The 21167-nt window shown below is 36.9% G+C and carries 19 protein-coding genes and 1 tRNA gene; 16 read left to right on the forward strand and 4 right to left on the reverse strand.

Going from position 1 to position 21167, the window contains the following annotated elements; genetic code table 11:
• The first annotated feature begins 918 nt into the window (after window positions 1-918).
• The gene (locus ACFIL2_RS04770; RefSeq protein ID WP_375618594.1) at window positions 919-1200 is read left to right on the forward strand and encodes a DUF6460 domain-containing protein; all 282 of its coding nucleotides are present in this window, start codon (window positions 919-921) and stop codon (window positions 1198-1200) included.
• 22 nt (window positions 1201-1222) lie between these two features.
• Here ACFIL2_RS04770 and ACFIL2_RS04775 read toward each other — a convergent pair whose 3' ends face one another.
• The 3 genes from ACFIL2_RS04775 to ACFIL2_RS04785 form a co-directional block, all read right to left on the reverse strand.
• Window positions 1223-2032: a TIGR02186 family protein gene (locus tag ACFIL2_RS04775; protein WP_375618593.1), complete on the reverse strand. Its 810-nt coding sequence runs from the start codon at window positions 2030-2032 to the stop codon at window positions 1223-1225.
• 2 nt (window positions 2033-2034) lie between these two features.
• Window positions 2035-2955 carry a sulfite exporter TauE/SafE family protein gene (locus tag ACFIL2_RS04780; protein ID WP_375680631.1) on the reverse strand — a complete coding sequence of 307 codons (921 nt, stop codon included), beginning with the start codon at window positions 2953-2955 and terminating at the stop codon, window positions 2035-2037.
• A 178-nt stretch (window positions 2956-3133) separates the two neighbouring features.
• Window positions 3134-3952 carry a hypothetical protein gene (locus ACFIL2_RS04785; protein ID WP_375680632.1) on the reverse strand — a complete coding sequence of 273 codons (819 nt, stop codon included), beginning with the start codon at window positions 3950-3952 and terminating at the stop codon, window positions 3134-3136.
• Window positions 3953-4466: 514 nt separating this feature from the next.
• On the opposite strand from ACFIL2_RS04785, the gene ACFIL2_RS04790 reads away from it, so the two are divergent.
• The 7 genes from ACFIL2_RS04790 to ACFIL2_RS04820 all read left to right on the forward strand — a co-directional run bounded on the left by ACFIL2_RS04790 (window position 4467) and on the right by ACFIL2_RS04820 (window position 12377).
• A complete protein-coding gene (locus ACFIL2_RS04790; RefSeq protein WP_375680633.1) occupies window positions 4467-5213 on the forward strand; it encodes an electron transfer flavoprotein subunit beta/FixA family protein in 747 nt (248 codons plus the stop codon).
• Window positions 5214-5264: 51 nt separating this feature from the next.
• Complete coding sequence (locus ACFIL2_RS04795; protein WP_375634916.1) at window positions 5265-6185, forward strand: electron transfer flavoprotein subunit alpha/FixB family protein; 921 nt, start codon at window positions 5265-5267, stop codon at window positions 6183-6185.
• A gap of 3 nt (window positions 6186-6188) precedes the next feature.
• Window positions 6189-7853, forward strand: a complete 1665-nt coding sequence (locus ACFIL2_RS04800; protein ID WP_375634918.1) for a 4Fe-4S dicluster domain-containing protein — start codon at window positions 6189-6191, stop codon at window positions 7851-7853.
• A 2064-nt stretch (window positions 7854-9917) separates the two neighbouring features.
• Complete coding sequence (gene rsmI, locus ACFIL2_RS04805; RefSeq protein ID WP_375633239.1) at window positions 9918-10805, forward strand: 16S rRNA (cytidine(1402)-2'-O)-methyltransferase; 888 nt, start codon at window positions 9918-9920, stop codon at window positions 10803-10805.
• Window positions 10806-10809: 4 nt separating this feature from the next.
• Window positions 10810-11178, forward strand: a complete 369-nt coding sequence (locus tag ACFIL2_RS04810) for a YraN family protein (protein WP_375633258.1) — start codon at window positions 10810-10812, stop codon at window positions 11176-11178.
• A gap of 102 nt (window positions 11179-11280) precedes the next feature.
• The gene (locus ACFIL2_RS04815) at window positions 11281-11526 is read left to right on the forward strand and encodes a hypothetical protein (protein WP_330168884.1); all 246 of its coding nucleotides are present in this window, start codon (window positions 11281-11283) and stop codon (window positions 11524-11526) included.
• A 56-nt stretch (window positions 11527-11582) separates the two neighbouring features.
• A complete protein-coding gene (locus ACFIL2_RS04820; RefSeq protein ID WP_375634920.1) occupies window positions 11583-12377 on the forward strand; it encodes a pyrroline-5-carboxylate reductase in 795 nt (264 codons plus the stop codon).
• Between the two features lie 310 nt (window positions 12378-12687).
• Here ACFIL2_RS04820 and ACFIL2_RS04825 read toward each other — a convergent pair whose 3' ends face one another.
• Complete coding sequence (locus ACFIL2_RS04825) at window positions 12688-13749, reverse strand: Mrp/NBP35 family ATP-binding protein (protein WP_375633241.1); 1062 nt, start codon at window positions 13747-13749, stop codon at window positions 12688-12690.
• A gap of 589 nt (window positions 13750-14338) precedes the next feature.
• Here ACFIL2_RS04825 and rpmH point away from each other — a divergent pair.
• The 8 genes from rpmH (at window position 14339) to ACFIL2_RS04865 (ending at window position 21074) form a co-directional block, all read left to right on the forward strand.
• Entirely contained in the window at window positions 14339-14473 is a 135-nt protein-coding gene (rpmH, locus tag ACFIL2_RS04830; RefSeq protein ID WP_005864709.1) for a 50S ribosomal protein L34, read from the forward strand.
• Window positions 14474-14590: 117 nt separating this feature from the next.
• The gene (gene rnpA, locus ACFIL2_RS04835) at window positions 14591-14983 is read left to right on the forward strand and encodes a ribonuclease P protein component (RefSeq protein ID WP_015856278.1); all 393 of its coding nucleotides are present in this window, start codon (window positions 14591-14593) and stop codon (window positions 14981-14983) included.
• On the forward strand, window positions 14973-16811 hold the full coding sequence (yidC, locus tag ACFIL2_RS04840; protein WP_375680634.1) for a membrane protein insertase YidC: 1839 nt from the start codon (window positions 14973-14975) through the stop codon (window positions 16809-16811). Before rnpA ends, yidC begins: the two co-directional genes overlap by 11 nt.
• A complete protein-coding gene (gene yihA / locus ACFIL2_RS04845; RefSeq protein ID WP_375680635.1) occupies window positions 16808-17452 on the forward strand; it encodes a ribosome biogenesis GTP-binding protein YihA/YsxC in 645 nt (214 codons plus the stop codon). Before yidC ends, yihA begins: the two co-directional genes overlap by 4 nt.
• A 139-nt stretch (window positions 17453-17591) precedes the next feature.
• Window positions 17592-18284, forward strand: coding sequence for a glutathione S-transferase family protein (locus tag ACFIL2_RS04850; RefSeq protein WP_375633244.1), 693 nt, complete (start codon window positions 17592-17594; stop codon window positions 18282-18284).
• Between the two features lie 1129 nt (window positions 18285-19413).
• Window positions 19414-20226 (forward strand): 4-hydroxy-tetrahydrodipicolinate reductase, encoded by an 813-nt coding sequence (gene dapB / locus ACFIL2_RS04855; protein ID WP_375633245.1) that lies wholly within the window; start codon window positions 19414-19416, stop codon window positions 20224-20226.
• A gap of 28 nt (window positions 20227-20254) precedes the next feature.
• Window positions 20255-20875, forward strand: coding sequence for a 2,3-bisphosphoglycerate-dependent phosphoglycerate mutase (locus ACFIL2_RS04860; RefSeq protein WP_375633246.1), 621 nt, complete (start codon window positions 20255-20257; stop codon window positions 20873-20875).
• Window positions 20876-20989: 114 nt separating this feature from the next.
• Window positions 20990-21074, forward strand: a tRNA-Leu gene (locus ACFIL2_RS04865).
• Window positions 21075-21167: the final 93 nt, after the last annotated feature.

Below are 21167 nucleotides of genomic sequence, written 5' to 3' on the forward strand. Positions count from 1 at the left end.
CATGCAACAACAAACACTCTGACATACAATGAATGCTCCCCCATAACAGAGCCTATTCATGATGTCATAACGCCTACAATTGAAGACTATAAAACCACTATTTTCTCTCTTTTGTCGGGTAAGCTTGTCTCTTCTTTCCTCTCGCCTTTTTATGCTATCAAAAGACTCTTCCTTGTTAGCTTAAGCGCCTTAATAACAAAGAGCTCTAATAACAATTTGACATTTTAACAAAACAGGAAAATTCACCCATCAACCGACATGACCTCCTCCCCCTACAAGAGGAATTTTGAATTTTTCCATAATCCTCTGCCAAATAACAGCTTTTAAATTATATTTTATTTCTAAATAAAAGGAGCATGGTCTCCCCCGATATTCCTTTACGCACCCGCACATAACAAAACTTTTTTCCACATCGTATTTTTAATATCTTTGCTCCTTTAACTACACTCAATTCATTGCTTACATTTTTTCAGAAAAAAAGAGCTTTTCAATGCACTAAGGTTGAAATATCTAAATATAATACCTATATAAGCATACCCTTATTAGAATAGATAGTCTTTTTTTAAGTAAACTGTCTTGAAATATTATTTCTATACACGACAATAATAAGTTCGTGACAAAATCTTCAATATACTAGAACTCTCACTCTGATAAGAAATGCTGAAACGTTATAAAATTTCTCTACAAATTCTCAGAGACGAAAGGATATCCCTTCATTTAATAAAAGAAGCGCCATGAAAATATCGCAAAAAATGCAATAAAACATGTGTATATTTCAAAAACCAGCACCGTTAACCAGACTAAGGTGATAAACTCAAAAAAGTAAGAAAAAATAAAAAAATGTTTTTCCTTTATGATAATAACATCGTTGTACTATGATAATACAATAAAAAACACGATCTTCGAAAGTATCTTAGAATGAAGCGAAAAAAAAAATTATTAAATTCTTTTCATGCGTTTCTTAGAGAAAAATTAAGCCGCGTTAGTCTAAAATTGCTTATTCTTTCATTCTTCATTGGCATCGTAATGAATTTTTTGGGATGGACACCTCGAAACCTCATACAAAAAATAGTAGATTTTTTTCAATCACTATGGGAAGCAGGATTTATAACGCTTACAAATTTCTTCCATATAACTATGACAGGAGCTATTGTTGTTGTGCCTATTTTTCTTATCTTACGAATTTTTCATAAAAAATAAAAGCCTTAACATTTTCCTTGCGTTAATCTTTTCGAAAAATCAAACGACACAAAAATCCTGTAGTAATAGCAATAACCACTGCAACAATACCATATAAAAAACGATACTTGTGCGCTGCATAAAAAATTGTATAAGTGATATGTGCTTTAACAATTTCAAGAGTCGTTGTAGCACTATCAATAAACTGTCCATCACGAAAAAGATAAGCACGAACTTTATAATGTCCAACCGGGATATTTGCTGGCAAACGAAAATGCGCTGTGAAAAGTGTGTCAGAACCAAAACGAACCCCACCCACTTCCTCATAATAAAGGCTTTTAGCTTTTTGCAATTTTATAAGTTCATCGCGAAAGATTTGTATTTTTTTCTGATCTTGTTCATCCGTCTGCAATGGCAAATAGAGTAATCCTAACCCTAAGCGTTTATAATCTTCAATGCTCGTAATATCGTCAATTTCACGTGTTGTGACCATAGAGTAAAAAAGAGGAACCTTTTTAAAAATAAGAGAATCTGTATTGACCCATACACCGGCATTGCGTTTTTTTTCTCGCATCACCATTGTCCGATCTTGTCCCTCCAAGCTTACAACAATATCATAACGGTTCTGTCGAGAATATAACGGATCAATATTTTCTAAAACACCAGCAATATAAAGATCACGACCAGCAAAATTTGCATCCACAGTAATCGTATTCGTTGTTACAATAATTTGGACAGTTTCGTGGTCAACTTGATCAATGAATGTAGCTGGCGTCCCAACATGTGACCATGTAGAAAAAGAAATAAAACAAAAGCAACCTGCAATGATGTATAAAGAAAACAATCTACCCATTTTTATCTCATAAGAATATCCAGAGAGAAAAGATTATCAGGGCGTATAAATAATTGAAAAGCAAGACGCATACACACAATCAACACTAAAAATGCAAGTGCCATACGCAATTGTTCAGCCTTTAACTTCCGTCCAACTCGTGTTCCATATTGCGCACCAATACTTCCTCCAAGCATTAACAAAAAAGCCAAGACAATATCAACGGACTGATTAGTCATACTTTGCAAAACTGTCGTGAAAGAAGACACAAATGTAATCTGAAAAAGTGAAGTCCCAATCACCACACTGGTTGGAACACGCAGAAGATAAATCAATGCTGGTATCATAAAGAAACCCCCACCAATTCCCATAATAGAAGACAACAACCCCACAATGAGACCAATCCCTAAAACTGGAGTAATGCTAACATATATCATAGATGTCCGAAAACGCATTTTTAAGGGTAAGCGATGAATCCAGTTATGTCGACCAGCAAGACGAATATTGGCTTTTCCTGCCTTACGCTTGCGCATCATATCATACCAACTTTCAACGATCATCAAGCTTCCTACACTTCCAAGAAGAATCACATAAAGAAGCGAAATCATTAAGTCTAATTGACCTAACTTTTTCAAAACAGAGAAAACCTGAATCCCGATTAAAGAACCAATCCCTCCTCCAAGCGCCAAAAGAATACCAAGTTTAATATCGAGCGTACGTCTTCTAAAATGTGTAATTGCTCCTGTTACAGATGACGCAATCATCTGGTTGGCACCTGTTCCAACAGCAATAGCAGGAGGAATATTATAAAAAATCAATAACGGCGTGATGAGAAACCCACCACCGATTCCAAAAAGGCCTGAAAAAAAACCAGCAACGACTCCCATACCAATCAAGATCAGCATATTGAGTGACATTTCAGCAATTGGTAAATAAATACTCACTTACAGAACCTTCAAGATAATTTGAGTTTTTTTTAACAATTAGAGAATCCTTCTCCAATTATCCTCTTTTCCAATAATCTCTGTTGCGTGTTTAAAGGATAATTTTAGTTTCTATAGCTTCCGCACAAACACGAATGCGCAATACATTTCACATCTATTAACATCAACATCATAAAAATTAAAAAAAACGAGCTCCTTTTAAAAAGCTATAAAAACATAACGTTATCGCTACCACGAATGCAACGGTTAAAAAACAAAGAACACCTTTTTTTACCAAATAAGATAAAAACGAGACATGTTCCCGAGACTGCGTTCTTAAAGAAGAAAAATCATTCTCAATACAATGATTAGATGCCTGAGCACCCATCACCCCCTTTTCTTCTATCACAGCATGCTTCACTACTCCCTCAGCCTTTTTAAAAGAAGATTTCAGAGCATCACTGGGCAAAGGGCTTCTATTTTCTTGCTGCAACGTATTTTCAACATTTGTTTGGAGTGAAATTATGCTGTTTTCTTTCGAAAAATTTTCCACCTTTTGAAGTAATAAGTGTTCTTGATTTCCCTCACATTCCATGTGAGCAAGTTTTTGTACAACAGAATCAGGTGATTTTGAACGAGACACCCGTCGTGTTACCGCTGCTTCTTCTAAGCTTTTTTTTTCACTCTGCAAACTTTGAACAATTGTTTTAATCTGCTCTAAAAACTGGAAAAGCTTTTTTTCTCTTTGACGACGTATATAATGTTCAGCCAAAATGGCCCGACTAATATCATCTAAGTAAGATTTAAAATGCTCTTCTACAGAACTCTGCTGCATTAAAGAACGGGGCGAATGCTTCATTTGCATTTGCGCATAAACGGTGCGTAATTTTTGAGCAATATCCGACATCGTTACTTCTACAGAAGTATCCATTCTCTCTTTCTGTTCAACAAAAGAAAAGACTTTATCGTTCCTAACCTGTTTGGTCGCCTGGTCGATCGTATGACCCTTCGTATTCACAAACGCCTACCCCTCATTAACCTTTTTGAAAAGAATCGCAACAAATGATGAGAAAGTGTGCTCTATTTTAGTAAATAGAGCTTTAAGAACTCCCAAAAACTTTTGTATTAGAAATATTTTCCCCAATTTTTATCCAAAATATTTGAAAGAAAGATCTTTGATTTTTCTGTCTTCAAGATTTGAAGAGCAAAATCATTCCCCCCATTTTTATCTTTTTCACTTAATTTTTCATTGCATAAAGGACCTATTGCACCATCATAAACAAAGCATAAGAAGCTAAAAAAGAATATTCTCACAAGACAGATTGATTTTTTTACTTTTTATTCAAGCAAATAAGGCAATTATGGCAATGCAAAAATATGAAGATTGAAAATGACGACGAGAAAGTACAAGTAAACATAAAAAAGCTTATACGAAAGAGAACACAAGTTATAAATTGAGACTTCATTCTAAACAATTTGGTTTCTTATGAGTATTGCTATAAACTTGTAACATACAAACAAAGAGGATCATTATGAAGATAATTGTCGCTGTCAAACGTGTTGTTGATTATAACATCAAGATACGCGTCAAACCCGATAGTACAGGCGTTGATCTGTCTCACGTAAAAATGTCTATGAATCCTTTTGATGAGATAGCCGTGGAGGAGGCCATTCGCCAAAAAGAATCCGGTAAAATTTCAGAAGTTCTTCTTGTTTCAATTGGCCCAGAAGCAGCTCAAGAAACTCTACGAACAGGACTTGCAATGGGAGCTGATCGCGCACTTCTTGTCACAACGGATCAAACACTTGAACCCTTAGCAATTGCTAAGATTCTCAAAACCATTGTTGATGAAGAAAAACCCGACATGGTCTTTTTAGGAAAACAAGCAATTGATGACGATAGCAACCAAACAGGACAAATGCTCGCTGCTCTTCTTGGGTGGGGACAAGCAACTTTTGCCTCACATCTTAACATAGAAAATGGGCATGCTACAGTTACTCGTGAAGTTGATAATGGAACACAAACCCTTTGTCTTCCCCTTCCCATGGTTATGACCGCCGATCTACGGCTCAATGAACCGCGTTACACCTCTCTCCCCAATATCATGAAAACAAAAAAGAAAATTATTGAACAAAAATCTCTTACTGATCTTGGCGTCGATACGAAAGCACGCTTAACAATTTTAAGCGTTGAAGAGCCAAAACCCCGTCAATCCGGTATAAAAGTGGCAAATGTAGTAGAACTTGTCAGAGCCTTAAAACAGAAGAACTGCATTTAATATTCTCACCACTAGAGTAAAAGCAACACTCACATAAAAGGGCAAAAACTTATGGCAATTCTTTTATTGGCCGATCATAATACAGAAGAAACAGCAAAAGTACTCACCGCTGCACGCGTACTCAGTAATGATATCGATATTCTGGTTTGCGGAGAAAAAATTCAAACGATAGCAGAAAATAGTGCTAAACTTAATGGTGTGCGGCAAGTTCTTATTGCAAAAGCAGACTATTTAGCCCATCAACTTGCCGAGCCTATGGCAGATACAATTCTCATGTTAGCAAAGGATTATGATGTGATCATGGCAGCATCCAGCAGTACTGGGAAAAATGTGATGCCGCGCGTAGCAGCTCTTCTTGATCTTATGCAAATTTCAGATATTACCGCCATTCTTTCACCCAATACCTTCAAACGACCAATTTATGCAGGCAATGCATTTGAAACTGTACGCACCAATGATTATAAAAAGATTATAACAGTTCGCACCGCTTCTTTCACCCCAACGCCTTCCCAAAATAATTCTGCTCCCATTAAAACAATAACACCAGCTCCCAATCCAAATCTTTCTTCTTTCGTAAAAGCAGAGACAAACAAAAGTGATCGTCCTGATCTCACCTCAGCACGTGTTATTATATCAGGCGGGCGTGGTCTTGGTTCTCAAGAGAAATTTATGTCCCTGCTTCTTCCTCTTGCAAACAAATTAAATGCTGCTTTAGGTGCCAGCCGCGCAGCAGTGGATGCAGGCTATGCTCCCAATGATTGGCAAATTGGACAAACAGGAAAAGTCGTTGCCCCTGAACTCTATATCGCCGTTGGCATTTCCGGTGCAATCCAGCATTTAGCCGGTATAATGGATGCACAAATTATTGTTGCCATTAATAAAGATGAAGAAGCTCCCATCATGCAAATTGCCGATTACACCCTTGTAGGTGATCTCCACCAAATTATTCCAGAATTGGAGAAAGCTTTATAAGCCATGAAAGCACCTCTGCATGACCAACGTGAAAGTATGGAGTTTGACATAGTCATTGTCGGAGCAGGACCTGCAGGGCTTTCTGCCGCAATTCGTTTTAAACAAATTAATCCTGAGCTTTCTGTCACAATTGTTGAAAAAGGGACCGAAGTTGGTGCACATATTCTCTCTGGCGCAGTTGTTGACCCCATTGGTATCGATACACTCTTATCAGAATGGCGAAATGACAATGATCATCCCTTCACGACCCCTGTTACCCGTGACCAATTTTTTTTTCTAAAGCCTCAAAAGGCTACAATATTTCCTAATATTCTGCATCCCAAAATCTTATCAAATGACGGGTGTTATATCGTTTCGCTTGGAAACGTTTGCCGCTGGTTAAGCAAAAAAGCTGAAGCATTGGGTGTTGAAATCTATCCTGGTTTCGCAGCAACAGAACCCATCATCCAAAAAGATAACGGAGCTATTATTGGTGTTCTCACCGGAGATATGGGGCTTAACAAAGATGGAACTCCTGGAAAAAATTATATGCCTGGTATGGCTTTATTGGCAAAATATACTTTAATTGCGGAAGGAGCACGCGGCTCAATTGCAAAACAACTGATACAACATTTCAACCTTAGCAAAAATCGTGAACCACAAAAATTTGGTCTTGGTCTCAAAGAGCTCTGGGAAATTGATCCCAACAAACACCAACGCGGTTTAGTGCAACATTTCACGGGTTGGCCCTTAGACAATAATACCGGTGGCGGTGGCTTTATTTATCACCAAGAAAACAATATCATTTCTGTCGGTTTTGTTGTGCACTTAGATTATAAAAATCCTTATCTTTCTCCCTTTGAAGAATTTCAACGTTTTAAAACACATCCAAAACTCTATAAAATCTTTAAAGGTGCAAAGCGTCTTTCCTATGGTGCACGTGTTATCAGCGAAGGAGGTTGGCAATCTGTACCAAAACTCACCTTTCCTGGTGGGGCACTTATTGGCTGCTCTGCTGGATTTGTCAATGTTCCTCGTATCAAAGGATCACACAATGCCATCTTATCTGGCATATTAGCTGCCGATAAAATCGCTACCGCTCTTGCACAAGGGCGTGCCCATGATGAGGTTAAAGAAATCGAAGAACAATGGCGAAAAGGGCTCATTGGCAAAGATCTTTATAAAGTGCGAAATGCCAAACCGCTCTGGGCAAAATATGGGACAAAATATGGAATTAAACTTGCCGGTTTTGATATGTGGTGGCAACAACTGTTCGGATTTTCCTTATTTAAAACACTCTCCCATGGAAAGGAAGATTATGCATGCCTTGAATCAGCAGAAAAATTTCAACCCATTGCTTACCCAAAACCAGATGGCGTTATAACCTTTGATCGCCTTTCAAGTGTTGCCCTTTCCAATACGCATCATGAAGAAAATCAACCTTGCCATTTAAAAATAGCCTCATTAAAAAAGCAAAAGGACTCTGAATATGCAATCTACGGAGGACCTTCCACAAACTATTGCCCCGCCGCTGTCTACGAGTGGCTAGAGTATAATGATCATCTGACTTATATGATCAACGCTTCAAATTGTATACATTGTAAAACGTGTGACATCAAAGACCCAAACCAAAATATCACTTGGATCTGTCCGCAAGGCAATGAGGGCCCCTTCTATCCCAATATGTAATTTTCCAATGTATAATCATTGTTCATTCTCCTAAAATTGAAATATACAAAACGCAATGGATAAAAATATTTCCCTCAGATCAGAAATCTATCAATTATCTTCCTGCATACGTTCTTTCACAATGTAAAAAGAACTCTATTCTCATATAAAATACTCTCCCTACCGCATGACTTTTTTCAATAGAAAAACATAACATATTTTTATCAAAATTTTTTTATTTAAATGACAAAACAATAATGAATATATTCATGACAATTCTGCGATAAAGGAACAGCCGCGGTTCTCGAAAACCTGAAGGAAAGTAAGCCTGTTCTACTTTACCCCCTCTCCCATATGATCCAAAATGCTTTTAGCCCTCTCATAAGAAACATCAATCGTTTTAACTAGCCAAGAGCAAAACCTACGGAGGTACAATTCAAGTTTATTTTTTCTCCTACACTTGTCAAGTAATGCTCACTCAAGAAAAACCACGAATGAATGTAGAAAAAACATTGTGAGATAAAGAGATAAAGAGCATGCTTGTTCAAGCCCTTTATAATGTTTCTACTGATAATGACACGAAAAAATCTTTAATCTCACATTAACCCTTTATTTTTGCATCAAGGATAATCGCCTTGCATCTAACCTTTACCAATATACTGTAATGAATGTGTACAAATACCGTAAGAATAAGCAGATGCCAAGCCATGGAGACTATCGCTATTAGCAAAACACCTGATAAAAAACAAAATAGCTTTCATGACCACTCTATGACGCGTTTTATAGAGTTGTTTTTTTATAAAGCTTGTGCTTTCGCTATTGCTTGTAAATCAACATCCAAATTGAACACAAGTGGTATATTTAAAAGAAAGATTAAGGTGAATGAAAGCTCTGCACGCCGTTCCAGCTCTTGTAGCTAGAGCAAAAATATTGCATATTCTATTTGAGTAATCTCTGAAACGAAAATACAGCTTCATTTAGCAAGAATATGAAATCTGAAAGGAAAAAAACTATTTTTCTCTTTACTATCATCTGTCCATTCGGTTTTAAAACTTTCAAAAGCATCACAATATCCTCTAAAAAGAAGAGATAACGTATTGTCCCCGCTTTTATTACTTACGTTTTTTTATGGGAGCATATCCTTCAGAAAAAATAAGGTATCCAAAATTAAAGCAAACTTGTGTTGTTCAGTCATGGGCTTATTTTTAAGAATAGCTCTCAACACATATCAAACAATTATTTCGCGACACTATCCGAAAAAGGTATAACGCACTCCTGTGAACGAACAGTTCCACATTTACGAAATAAAAAGCACAAGCTAATAGCATCATTTTCTCTGCGATCCCCAATGATGCGATAATCTTTGCTTTGAGAAGGTTTCAAGATGCACGAAAATGATTTTGATTAATTGACTATAAGAAGAACTAAGATAATTTTACGATATTTAAAGCTCCTAATCAATAAGCAAAATAATAAATTCTCCATTATAAATCAAATCTTTAAGATAAAATTTAGCCTTAAACTTTTCTAAGGTACTCATTATACTGTATACTGTTAAAGCTGTAGAGAATATGAAAAAATAAAGTATTTTTCTGATAAGAGCTTATATTTGATTAATAACAATACAGTCAGCTGCCAGTTAACTGTATGTGTTTCAAAAGGAGTTATTTACATTTGCTCAGAAAAATATTTTGGATATCAATAGAATATTTGAAAAATCGGCGTTATGGAAATAATCTAAAAAGCTTAGCTTTTAAAAGAGCACAAACAAGCATGAGATGATAACATGCGCAAAATTGTTTTTTGGTTCTCGAAGGAAAAACTTTATAGAAAATCATGGGGCTGATAGAATATTGGTTACATTTGGAATTTGTTTTACTGGAAAAAATAACGCGGATCAAAATAGATAATAATGTTAAATTAAGACGTTAAATATGAAATTATCTTATTGTAGTGTAATCGATTATTCGAGTAAGGTAAGCCTTTGTAATGATAAAAAATGTGCTGGTAAAAAATGAGCCAAAATGGCTTATGAGTATGGATAAAAATCTTGTGGTGAGGAGAGTTTAATGAAAAGAAAAGAGCATGTGTGAAAAAGCATATTTTATAGGTGCGCATGCTTATTCTGCACCCGTTATAGAATCAGGGCTTTATCTTGTGGCAACACCTATCGGAAATCTTGCAGATATTACGCTTCGTGCTTTGCAAGTACTTGCAGGAATTGATATTTTAGCGTGTGAGGATACGCGAGTAACACGTGTTTTGTTGGAACGTTACGGTATTCAAAAAAAACCTTTTCTCTATCATGAATATAATGCGCAAAAAGCGGGTCCGAAGCTCTTAGCGGCTTTAGCAGAAAACAAAACAGTAGCACTTGTTTCAGATGCCGGAACACCACTTATTTCTGATCCTGGATTTCGATTGGTGGAAGAGTCCCGTAAAGCTGGTCATAAAATTATTCCTATTCCTGGAGCATCCGCTCTTTTAGCCGCTCTTATACCGACAGGGCTTCCTACTGATAGCTTTTTTTTTGCAGGTTTTTTGAGTGCACGAAAGCTACAGCGCCGAAAACGGTTGGAACAATTAAAAGAGATTCCAGCAACTTTGATTTTTTATGAATCACCGCATCGTCTTGTTGAAACTTTACAGGATATGGTCACTCTTTTTTCGGCTGATCGACCTGCTGCCATTTGTCGTGAATTAACAAAAAAGTTTGAAACAGTAGATGTTTCCAATTTGGGAAATTTGTTAGAAAATTACAGAAAACAAGCACATATTCGTGGGGAAATTGTTGTCCTTGTTGGAGAATCATCTTCTTCTTTAAATGTGATAAGTGATCAAGAAATTGATGAAATGCTATTAGAACGCGCACGGACACATTCTGCTGCTCAAGCGGCAGCTTTTGTTGCAAAAAAAACCGGTTTTAAAAAGCAGGAACTTTTTCAGCGATTAATCTTTTTAAAAAATGCGTAAAATGATACAAAAAAAACGCAGACAAAAGTCTTTTTATCGAGGGGTTCGTGCAGAAAAATTGGCAGCTTGGTGGCTACGTTGCAAAGGGTTTCACATTGCCGAAAGGCGTTTTAAAACAAAATGTGGAGAAATTGATTTAATTGCACGACGCGGAAATCTTGTGTTAATCGTTGAAGTTAAAGCACGTTCAACGTTGGCTGAAGCAATGGAAGCGGTTTCCCGAATGAATGAAAAGCGAATTAAGGCAGCTGCCGATATTTGGCTCGCACGGCAAAAAGATTATGCCCTTTTGTCTGTACGCTTTGATTTAATTGCAATTTTACCTTGGCGTTGGCCACAGCATATCCCTGCATTTTTTACATCTAATCAATAAACGGCACCCCCCGTTTTAACCATATTCAATAAAAAACATTTCGTTTTTATGTGCATATGCGTTAAAAAGTGTGTAATAATTAAGCGCTATAAGGAGCGAAATATGGATGATTATGAAAAGTTTGCAACAGGTTTGCTCATTGTTTTTGGAGCGCTAATTATTGGTGGCTTAATGGCAATGCATATTGTGCTTATGAATAAACCGGGGTTTTTATTTGCATTAGCCGCAGCTGTTGTTGGTTGGTTTTCTGCTTTTGCCGTTCTCTTTGACAAGCCTAAAATCTATTTGGGCTTGATTATTTTTGCTATGTTATGTGTTGCTTCTTCAATTAGCGTTTATGTTAGTTAAAACACCTGAAATGTTGATTGAAATTCCTTTTAAAATATGAAACTGAGAAATAGATAATGAGACTTGGCTTTTTGGGAACGGGTACAATCAGTGCTTCAATGGTGAATGGCTTAATGAAAAGCAACTTTGATGTTTCTTCCATTATTGTTTCGCCTCGCAATGCACAAACAGCAAAGCGCCTTTCACGCACTTATGATAAAGTTATGATTGCTGAAAATAACCAAGCGTTGCTCGATGTTAGTGATTGTGTTTTTCTTTGCTTGCCCAACCAAATTGCAGAAGACGTTTTGTGCTCTCTTCGTTTTCGTCCAGAACAGCTGGTTATTTCCGTACTTGCTATGGCAAAAGCAGCAGAAATAGAAAAGTGGATTAATCATAAAGTTTATCGTGCTGTTCCATTACCTTTTGTTGCAGAATGCAAAAATTTGACACCAATCTATCCCAATCATCCCTTTTTACGCACTTTATTTGATGCATTGGGGGGCACATTGGTGCTGGATAAGGAAGAGCAGTTTAATCTTTTTATGACAGCTGGTTCACTTATGGGAGTATATTTTAATTTTATAGAAACTGCCCATCAATGGTTTATAACACAAGGGTTAAAAAAACAGCAATCAGCAGAATTCCTTACCATGATGTTTGGAAATCTTACAGATGAAATGCGTAAAACTATAGCAACGGATCGTTCTGTATCTCTCGATTTTGCACTGCTTGAAAAAGAGTTTTCAACAAAGGGTGGAACAAATGAATTTTTGTCAAATTACTTTTCTCATCAAGGGGGAAGGAATGCTTTAACAACAGCTCTTGAGGCTACTTTGCAAAAAATGAATGCTTCTAAAAAGAAATGTTGAGATTTATATCAAGAAAACTCGTATCAAAAAATGATTTTTAAAATATTTTTTACAACCTTTTACAATTTTTCTAAAATATTTTTATTTTCGGTCTTCTTCTTTTTGCCTCAAGTCCAATATTTTTTTCTACCTCATGGCTCTATCTCTTCTAATTTGGGTCCCCTTCAGGTTACCCAAACGTATGAATAATTTTTTGTTTATTTAACCTATATACTCCACTCACACATTAAAACTTCCCCTTACAAAGAAGCAACTATTTTTACGTCTTCCATAATTGTGTTTTAATAAACTCTCTTAAACAAACATCCATTTAAAAAAGTTGATTTTTTATTTGATCAACAATTTTACGATACAGTTTAGTATGCTCTTCACTAGGCTTAGCAACAAAAATAGGGATCCCCTCATCTGAAGAAAATCGTAAAGCTGCATCAAGCGGTATTTCCGCTAAGAAAGGGACTTCTCGACGTTCCGCTTCTGCCCGTGCACCACCATAGCCAAAAATATCATAGCGTTTTCCCGTATCAGGAGCGATAAAATAACTCATATTCTCAATGATTCCTAAAATAGGAACATTGACTTTCATGAACATTTCTATTGCTTTACGCGCATCCACTAAAGCAAGGTCTTGGGGCGTAGAGACAACCAACGCACCTGTTAATTGTACCTGTTGTGCAAGCGTTAGTTGTGCATCCCCTGTACCGGGCGGCATATCAACGACTAAAACGTCCAGAGGTCCCCATAAAACGTCTCGTAACAATTGCGTTACCGCTGCCATAACCATAGGACCACGCCATACTACCGGCTTTTCTTCCTCAACCAAAAATCCCATCGACATCAATTTAAGTCCGAATTTTTCAAGAGGTTGAATTTTTTTTTCTCCAATGAGCTGTGGTTTTTGATTAACAAGTCCTGTCAAACGCGGCAAAGATGGACCATAAATATCAGCATCCATCACCCCCGTCTTGAAACCAGAATCTTGTAAAGCTAAGGCGATATTTATTGCCATCGTCGATTTTCCGACCCCTCCTTTTCCAGAAGCAACAGCAATCACATGCTGCACACCTTCTATGGGCATTTTGATCGGTAAGAGATTTGCTCTCCGTCTAGGTGCTGCCTTTGTTGTTTTTTCTGCTGTAAGTGTGACAACAACAGATTCCACTCCCTCCAAAGCACATACCATCTTTTCAGCAGAACGACGCAATGATTCCCATTCTTGCACACCTCCATCAGGAACTGTAATGGAAAAAAAAACCTTACCATCAGCAATCAATATTTCAGAAAGAAGCCCCAACGACACAATATCACTTTCAAGATCTGGTCCTTTGATTTTACGTAATACGTTGCGGACAGCCTCACTTGTAATAGAATCCACGTTCTTTCCTCTCTATAAAAATACCAGCAAATATAAGCATAAGAACGAAAAATACTTACAGGTTCATCACCTGATAATTTTCTACTTTACTCAAAATTATAAAGTATAAATTACTTATATCTTTTCTCTTTAAAAATATGAAACCATCCTTAAATAAAGAATCTCAAACATAAAATCTGCTATAAAATCCTATCAATCGTGTTTGTCTACAACCACTTTAATGAATGTTCTGATAAAAATTTTGTAAAAACAAAAACTGAAAAAATTTTTTAATATTAAAGGATACTTTAAATTGAGTATACAATAATCAGTCACATCTTCTTTAATTCTTTAAGTCCCTAGTCATTTATTTTCTATAGACTCAATCGTTATTTCTGACACTCTTACAGTATCGTAAAAAAAAGTATCACAGACAATTATAAGGTGTTTTGTATTCTTTCAAGAGCCAGAAAAACAATCTAAGATTGACTTTTTTTATATTTTTCCTTATGGGTTAATAGCCGTATGATATGATAAAATCGTTCATCTCGCGCATAACTGCTCATAAAACGAAGATTAAGAAGGGCCGCACTCCGCGGTATTTAAATAAATGAAACGTACTTACCAACCCTCTAAACTTGTCCGTAAACGCCGCCATGGGTTTCGTGCACGCATGGCTACAGCTGGAGGACGTAAAGTTATTGCTGCAAGACGTGCTCGTGGACGTAAGCGGCTCTCTGCTTAACCATTTAAATTTTCACAACCGTTGAGGATTGCTCACCATTTCTTTGTTGTGAAACTTTTGTTATGAACCTCTAATGCCTGCTTGCAGGCATTTAGTGAAATTGCGAAATGTTCTTTTATGAAGAAAAAACATCCCTGTCGTATTCGCAAAAGAGCAGACTTTTTGGCTGTCCGTACAGGAGAAAAGCGGCGTGGTCCTTTATTTTTGCTCGAAGTTAAATCTCGTGAACAAACAACAGAAAGAAAAGATTCTCTTGTTGCACGTGTAGGATTCACTGTTACTCGTAAAAACGGTAATGCTGTGAAACGTAATCGTATCAAAAGGCGCTTGCGTGAAGCCGTAAGAGTTGGTGTAACAAACCACATGGAAGCAGGAACAGACTATGTCATTGTAGCATATCGTGATGCGTTACATGCGCCTTTTACATCCTTAATTAGTGAATTAAATCGGCGAATAAAACCAAAAATAAAACATCAGCAACAACAACAAGGGTGTACGGATGGAATATAACCGCAATTTCTTTATCGCTATTGGCTTATCTTTCGTAGTGCTCATCGCATGGCAATTTCTTCATGTTGCTCCCAAACAAGCAAAGTTACAAAAACAACAAGTCATCGCACAGCAATTGTCAAAACAACAATCAACCCTTTCTACTACCACGACGAATTTTTCTGACGATACCTCAACGCATCAAGCAACATCTATCATCGAACAGCCAATGACACCTGAAATCCGGAAAGCTGTATTGGCCAAAACAAAGCGTATTGCGATCAAAACCAATGAACTGGAAGGCTCTATTAATCTTGTTGGTGCACAATTTGATGATCTTCACCTCAAAAAATATCGTTTAACAGTCGATAAAAAATCACCGGAAATCGATTTGCTGAATCCTAAGGGTTTCAAAACGACTTACCTTGCTGAATTTGGTTTTGCAAGTGCATCTTTACCAGCAAAAGCTTTGCCACAATCGGATACACAATGGCAAATAGAGGGAAACAATACAATCCTGACTCCTTCAACACCCATCACTTTAATTTATAATAATGGACAAGGACAGATCTTCCGGCGTATTCTTTCTGTTGATGATCATTTCATGTTTACCATTGAAGATTCTATCAGCAATGAAAGTGATCAACCAATATATCTCTCATCCTATGCCCGCGTTGCACGTGCAGCACCACCAGAACATACAAATGCAACCTATTTACTTCATGAAGGTATGGTAGGTATTGCAGGAGATTCGCTCAAAACTGAAAAATATAAAACCTTAGCAGAGCTTGACCCGAATCCTGATAATGGGCAGAAAAGTATGACTTTCTCCAAAGTAACAGGAGGTTGGATTGGTATTACCGATAAATATTGGGCTGTAGCAGTTATTCCCCCGCAAAATAAAGAATATACAAGCCGTTTTATTTATTTTGATCGTTTGCAAACGCATTATCAGTCTGACTTGCTAGGATCGCTTTTAACGATTGCTCCAAATGAAACAAAAACTATTACAAATCGGCTTTTTGCTGGTGCAAAACAAGTTGAAATTATTAATAACTATCAAAATGATCTAAAAATCAAAAAGTTTGCTCTTTTAATTGACTGGGGTTGGTTTGATTTCATCACCAAACCAATGTTTTCTCTCATTGATGTTCTTTATAAACAAACAGGAAATTTTGGTATCGCCATCCTTCTTGTCACGGTGCTCTTAAAAACTCTTCTTTTTCCTCTAGCCAATAAATCTTATAAATCTATGGCACGCATGAAGCTTTTACAACCGCGGTTGCTAGAAATAAAAGAAAAATATCCCGATGATAGAACCAAGCAACAACAAGCAATAATAGAACTATATAAAACCGAAAAAATTAATCCCCTTGCTGGTTGTTGGCCAATGTTGGTTCAATTCCCAATATTCTTTGCTCTTTATAAAGTTCTCTATATCACCATTGAAATGCGCCATGCCCCTTTCTTTGGCTGGATTAAAGATTTAGCGGCACCCGATCCAACTTCTCTTTTTAACTTGTTTGGTCTCTTGCCATATACAACGCCAACATTTCTTCTGATTGGTGCATGGCCTTTGATTATGGGAATAACGATGTTTTTACAAATGCGTATGAATCCTGCTCCTCAAGACCAAACCCAAGCGATGATATTCACATGGATGCCTGTTGTCTTTACTTTTATGCTCGCCTCTTTCCCTGTTGGTCTCGTCATCTATTGGGCATGGAATAATATATTATCAATTATTCAGCAAGGTATCATGATGAAGCGCCAAGGAGTTAAAATTGAGCTTTTTGATAATCTGAAAGCCATCTGGAGAAGATCACCCAAAAAAGAAGTGCATGAATGACAAGAGATTCTTCCCTTTCTGGAATTTTTTCTCGTAATTGGATTTTTATTCGTGGTGTACCAGCAATACGCTTTCTCCCCCCCGAAGGACCACCGGAAATTGCATTTGCAGGACGTTCCAACGTTGGAAAATCATCTTTAATCAACGCACTCGTCCAACAAAAAAGCTTAGCACGTACCTCAAATACACCAGGACGGACTCAAGAGCTTAATTATTTTGTCCCCGATAGATTCAGTGGGCAACTAGGAGACCTTCCCCCTCTAGCATTAGTAGATATGCCTGGTTATGGTTTTGCTGCTGCTCCTAAAAATCTTGTTGATGCGTGGACAAATTTGATTTTTAGCTATTTACGGGGGCGCACAACGTTAAAACGTGTATATATCTTGATTGATTCACGGCACGGAATTAAAAATAATGATGAAGATGTTCTTGCTCTCCTTGATAAAGCAGCTGTTTCTTATCACATTGTTTTGACAAAAAGCGATAAAATCAAATCAAATGCCTTGGAAAAATTAATTATGAGCACACAAACAAAGCTTCTTAAACGCTCAGCAGCTTATCCTGAGCTTCTTGTAACCTCTTCAGAAAAAGCTATCGGTTTAGAGGAATTACGTGCTGCCATTTTGCAAACCATCGCATAAGAGAACAATTCCTAGTCATTAACAATTTATTAATTATAATTACTAGCAGCTACTAATGATCTTGTACTTCTAGTCAAGCATCTTTATAAAAATGATTACTTGAAAGAATTCTCTTCAACTCTATTTGATAGTGTAAATTATGCTGACACTTTTTCACTCTCCCCTATCCGCTGCCTCGCGCTTCATACGCCTCATTCTTGGGGAATATGGTGTAACTATTCAACTGATTGAAGAATATGAATGGGCAAGAAGACACGAATTTCTAGCCCTCAATCCCGCTGGTCATGTTCCTGTTTTTCTCGATGAACACGAGGTTCCATTATCAGGTCCTCTTGTTATCTGCGAATATTTAGACGAAACACATGGAAGTTTACGACAAGAAAATAAGCTCTTTCCGGAAAATCCTTTAGATCGTGCGGAAGTACGCCGTCTCAATGACTGGTTCTTAAATAAATTCGAAAATGAAGCAACGCGCCATATCGTACGAGAACGAATCCATAAACGTGAAATGCCACTTGCCATTGGCGGTGGTGCTCCTAATTCACAAATTTTACGCAATGCACGTGCCAATATTTTACCACATATGAACTATCTCAATTGGCTCTGCGCCTCTCGCGATAGCTTAGTCGGTTCTGCCTTGTCCTATGCAGATCTAGCAGCAGCAGCCTCTATTTCTGTACTTGACTTTCTAGGGGAAATTGACTGGGAACAATCTCCTGCTGCCAAAGACTGGTATATGAGAATTAAATCACGCCCTTCTTTTCGTTCTCTTTTAACAGATCGCGTCCGCGGAATTGTTGCAAGTGCTCACTATGCAGATCTTGATTTCTAGCCTTCTCTCACAAACAAAAATAAAAGTGATATTCTATCTAAAGGATATTTATAGGTTTATGAATTTTTATGCATGCGTATAAACAATATAATAATACATTGATTTATGATCGCATTAAACAGAGAATAAAACCCATTATAATTGAATCACAAAAATCACTTTCTTATCGTGTCACAAAAAAGATCAGCACAGGGATAAAAAATACTTAAGAAAGGATTTTAAAGACTCTCTTTAAATACAAGAACTGTAGCATCATTGGAAGCTAGGCAAATAAAATAACAATACTTAACGCATGTTATACTCCATTCTTCCCAATATATGAAAAAACGCATTGCATAATATATATCCTATTTTCTCTATAATAAACAAAGCCTCATCATGCGTTTTTTACAACATAACAATTTTTTCAACTGACTTTCCTAAAAGATGAAGAATCCGGCCAACTCTCGTGTGTAAACAATCCAACTTCTTGTTAGCCCCTTGTTTTTACTCCTTTTTACGTGATTTTATTTATGTATAACATATTGATATACAATGATAAATAATCGTTTTCTTATGCGTCACAAATGGAATTGATGAGTGAAAATGACTAAGTGCCAAGAATTGTTAAAACATTAAAGGCTAACAAAACGTATGATAATGCTGATTTGCTCTATTCATGAAGCATAAAGATAGTGGCGCAAAATAGATTTTATATTATTCATGGATACTCTCTCGTGATACCACTCACGAGCACTATCATAAAATAAGTTTAGAAGAATTGATAAATATATTTCTTTAAGAAAAGCGCATGAATTGACAATATAGGTCTATTTTGTTTGGAAGATCTTATTTTGCATGAAGAACGCTCTCCTTTAAAGAACGAAAGAAACAAAAGCGTAAAGTAATACACAATCTTCATTAGGTTTCATAAGCAAACCTTACTTAAGAATATTCATCACACACTCTAACGAAAAACATCTCTATTTAAATTTGTAGATCTTATATCACTTGCTCTAAACGACAGTGTTTTAGAGCACAACAAGATAAATTAAAGCAGGAAAAAAATTTTCTATAAAGAAAAAGAACCATTGGAAAGAAGGCAAGAATTTGCCTATACTGCACAGTAAAGTATCATAAGGAGATAAAAATGCGCCTTACAGTTGTTGGTGCAAATGGAAGAATGGGACGTGAACTCATTACAGCAATCCAGCAGAGGAAAGATGTAGAGCTTTGTGCTGTTCTTGTACGTAAAGGCTCACCGTTTGTAGGAAAAGATGCCAGTGCATTAATTGGTTCAGATTCTCTTGGGATTAGTATCACTGACAATCCCGAAAATGCCTTTTCTAATACAGAAGGTATTTTAGATTTTTCACAACCAGAAGCCAGTATTCTTTATGCTAACTACGCTGCTCAAAAAAGCCTTGTCCATATTATTGGCACCACAGGATTTAGCAAAACAGAAGAAGAAAAAATTGCAGATTTTGCGAAATATACAACTATTGTCAAATCCGGGAATATGAGCCTTGGAATAAATCTTTTAGCCAACCTTGTAAAGAAAGCCGCTAAAGCATTAGAAGCCGATGATTTTGATATCGAAGTTTATGAAATGCATCACGCTAACAAAGTTGATGCTCCTTCTGGAACAGCCCTTCTTCTTGGCCAAGCAGCAGCTGAAGGGCGCAATGTTATGCTTAAAAATGTGCGTGTCAACGAACGCAATGGTCATATAGGTAAACGCAAAAAAGGCACCATTGGCTTTTCTTGTTCACGTGGTGGGACAGTTGTTGGAGAACACAGTGTCATTTTTGCTGGTCCCAATGAGCGCATTGTTCTTTCACACACAGCGCAAGAACGCTCTATCTTTGCCAATGGCGCATTAAAAGCAGCTTTATGGGCACAAAATCATGAAAGCGGTCTTTATTCAATGTTCGATGTTTTGGGATTGAACGATAAATTTTAAACAATCAATAGAATAGAGGCAATTTATAATGGGACGCATACTTACACTAATTCGTCATGGACAAAGTGAATGGAATCTCAAAAACCTTTTTACCGGTTGGAAAGATCCCGATTTAACAGAAAAAGGTCATGCAGAAGCGATAGCAGCAGGAAAAAAACTGAAAGAATATGGTTTGAGGTTTGATATCGCTTATACATCTGCCTTACAGCGAGCTCAAAAAACCGCTCAGCACATTTTAGAGCAAATGGGACAATCAGATTTAGAAGTGATAAAAAATCCCGCATTAAATGAACGTAATTATGGTGATCTTTCTGGTTTAAATAAAGATGAAGTACGCCAACAATGGGGGCAGGAGCAAGTGCAAATGTGGCGCCGCTCCTATACGATTGCGCCGCCGAATGGAGAAAGCCTACGCGATACCGGTGCGCGCATCTGGCCTTATTATCTTTACCATATCCAGCCTTATATTTTGCGCTCCCAAACTGTTTTGATCGCAGCACATGGAAATTCTCTTCGTGCTCTTATTATGGCGCTTGAAGGTCTCTCCGGTGAGGAAATTATATCTCAAGAATTAGCGACCGGCATTCCTATTATTTACACATTTAATCCGGATTCAACAATTTTATCAAAGACAGTCCTCACACCTTAAACTTCTAAAATCATGATCTCCCTTAAAAGTTCAATGCTATCGTTTTAAGCTGAAAAAATAAATTCTATAATTTTATTGACAGAGTTGCTTCATGCGCTTAGATGAATTTTATAAGCCCAGATGGCGGAATTGGTAGACGCGCAGGTTTCAGGTACCTGTGCCGTAAGGCGTGGAGGTTCGAGTCCTCTTTTGGGCACCATTTTTTCTCTTTAACATATTGAAATATATAATTTTTTATTTGATTTTCTATTTTTCAGACCACCTTTTAGTCCACCTCTTGTGGTTTATACAA

Origin of the sequence: Bartonella sp. AP30XZML (assembly GCF_042195945.1) — a bacterium.
Lineage (GTDB): Bacteria > Pseudomonadota > Alphaproteobacteria > Rhizobiales > Rhizobiaceae > Bartonella.

Bases quoted from the DNA above. Each gene is read 5' to 3' on its own strand.
- ACFIL2_RS04860 (WP_375633246.1), top strand. From the start codon at position 20,255: ATGGGACGCATACTTACACTAATTCGTCATGGACAAAGTGAATGGAAT.
- dapB (WP_375633245.1), top strand. From the start codon at position 19,414: ATGCGCCTTACAGTTGTTGGTGCAAATGGAAGAATGGGACGTGAACTC.
- ACFIL2_RS04775 (WP_375618593.1), bottom strand. From the start codon at position 2,032: ATGGGTAGATTGTTTTCTTTATACATCATTGCAGGTTGCTTTTGTTTT.
- ACFIL2_RS04790 (WP_375680633.1), top strand. From the start codon at position 4,467: ATGAAGATAATTGTCGCTGTCAAACGTGTTGTTGATTATAACATCAAG.
- ACFIL2_RS04815 (WP_330168884.1), top strand. From the start codon at position 11,281: ATGGATGATTATGAAAAGTTTGCAACAGGTTTGCTCATTGTTTTTGGA.
- rnpA (WP_015856278.1), top strand. From the start codon at position 14,591: ATGAAGAAAAAACATCCCTGTCGTATTCGCAAAAGAGCAGACTTTTTG.
- ACFIL2_RS04850 (WP_375633244.1), top strand. From the start codon at position 17,592: ATGCTGACACTTTTTCACTCTCCCCTATCCGCTGCCTCGCGCTTCATA.
- rpmH (WP_005864709.1), top strand. From the start codon at position 14,339: ATGAAACGTACTTACCAACCCTCTAAACTTGTCCGTAAACGCCGCCAT.
- yidC (WP_375680634.1), top strand. From the start codon at position 14,973: ATGGAATATAACCGCAATTTCTTTATCGCTATTGGCTTATCTTTCGTA.
- ACFIL2_RS04800 (WP_375634918.1), top strand. From the start codon at position 6,189: ATGAAAGCACCTCTGCATGACCAACGTGAAAGTATGGAGTTTGACATA.
- rsmI (WP_375633239.1), top strand. From the start codon at position 9,918: ATGTGTGAAAAAGCATATTTTATAGGTGCGCATGCTTATTCTGCACCC.
- yihA (WP_375680635.1), top strand. From the start codon at position 16,808: ATGACAAGAGATTCTTCCCTTTCTGGAATTTTTTCTCGTAATTGGATT.
- ACFIL2_RS04820 (WP_375634920.1), top strand. From the start codon at position 11,583: ATGAGACTTGGCTTTTTGGGAACGGGTACAATCAGTGCTTCAATGGTG.
- ACFIL2_RS04795 (WP_375634916.1), top strand. From the start codon at position 5,265: ATGGCAATTCTTTTATTGGCCGATCATAATACAGAAGAAACAGCAAAA.
- ACFIL2_RS04770 (WP_375618594.1), top strand. From the start codon at position 919: ATGAAGCGAAAAAAAAAATTATTAAATTCTTTTCATGCGTTTCTTAGA.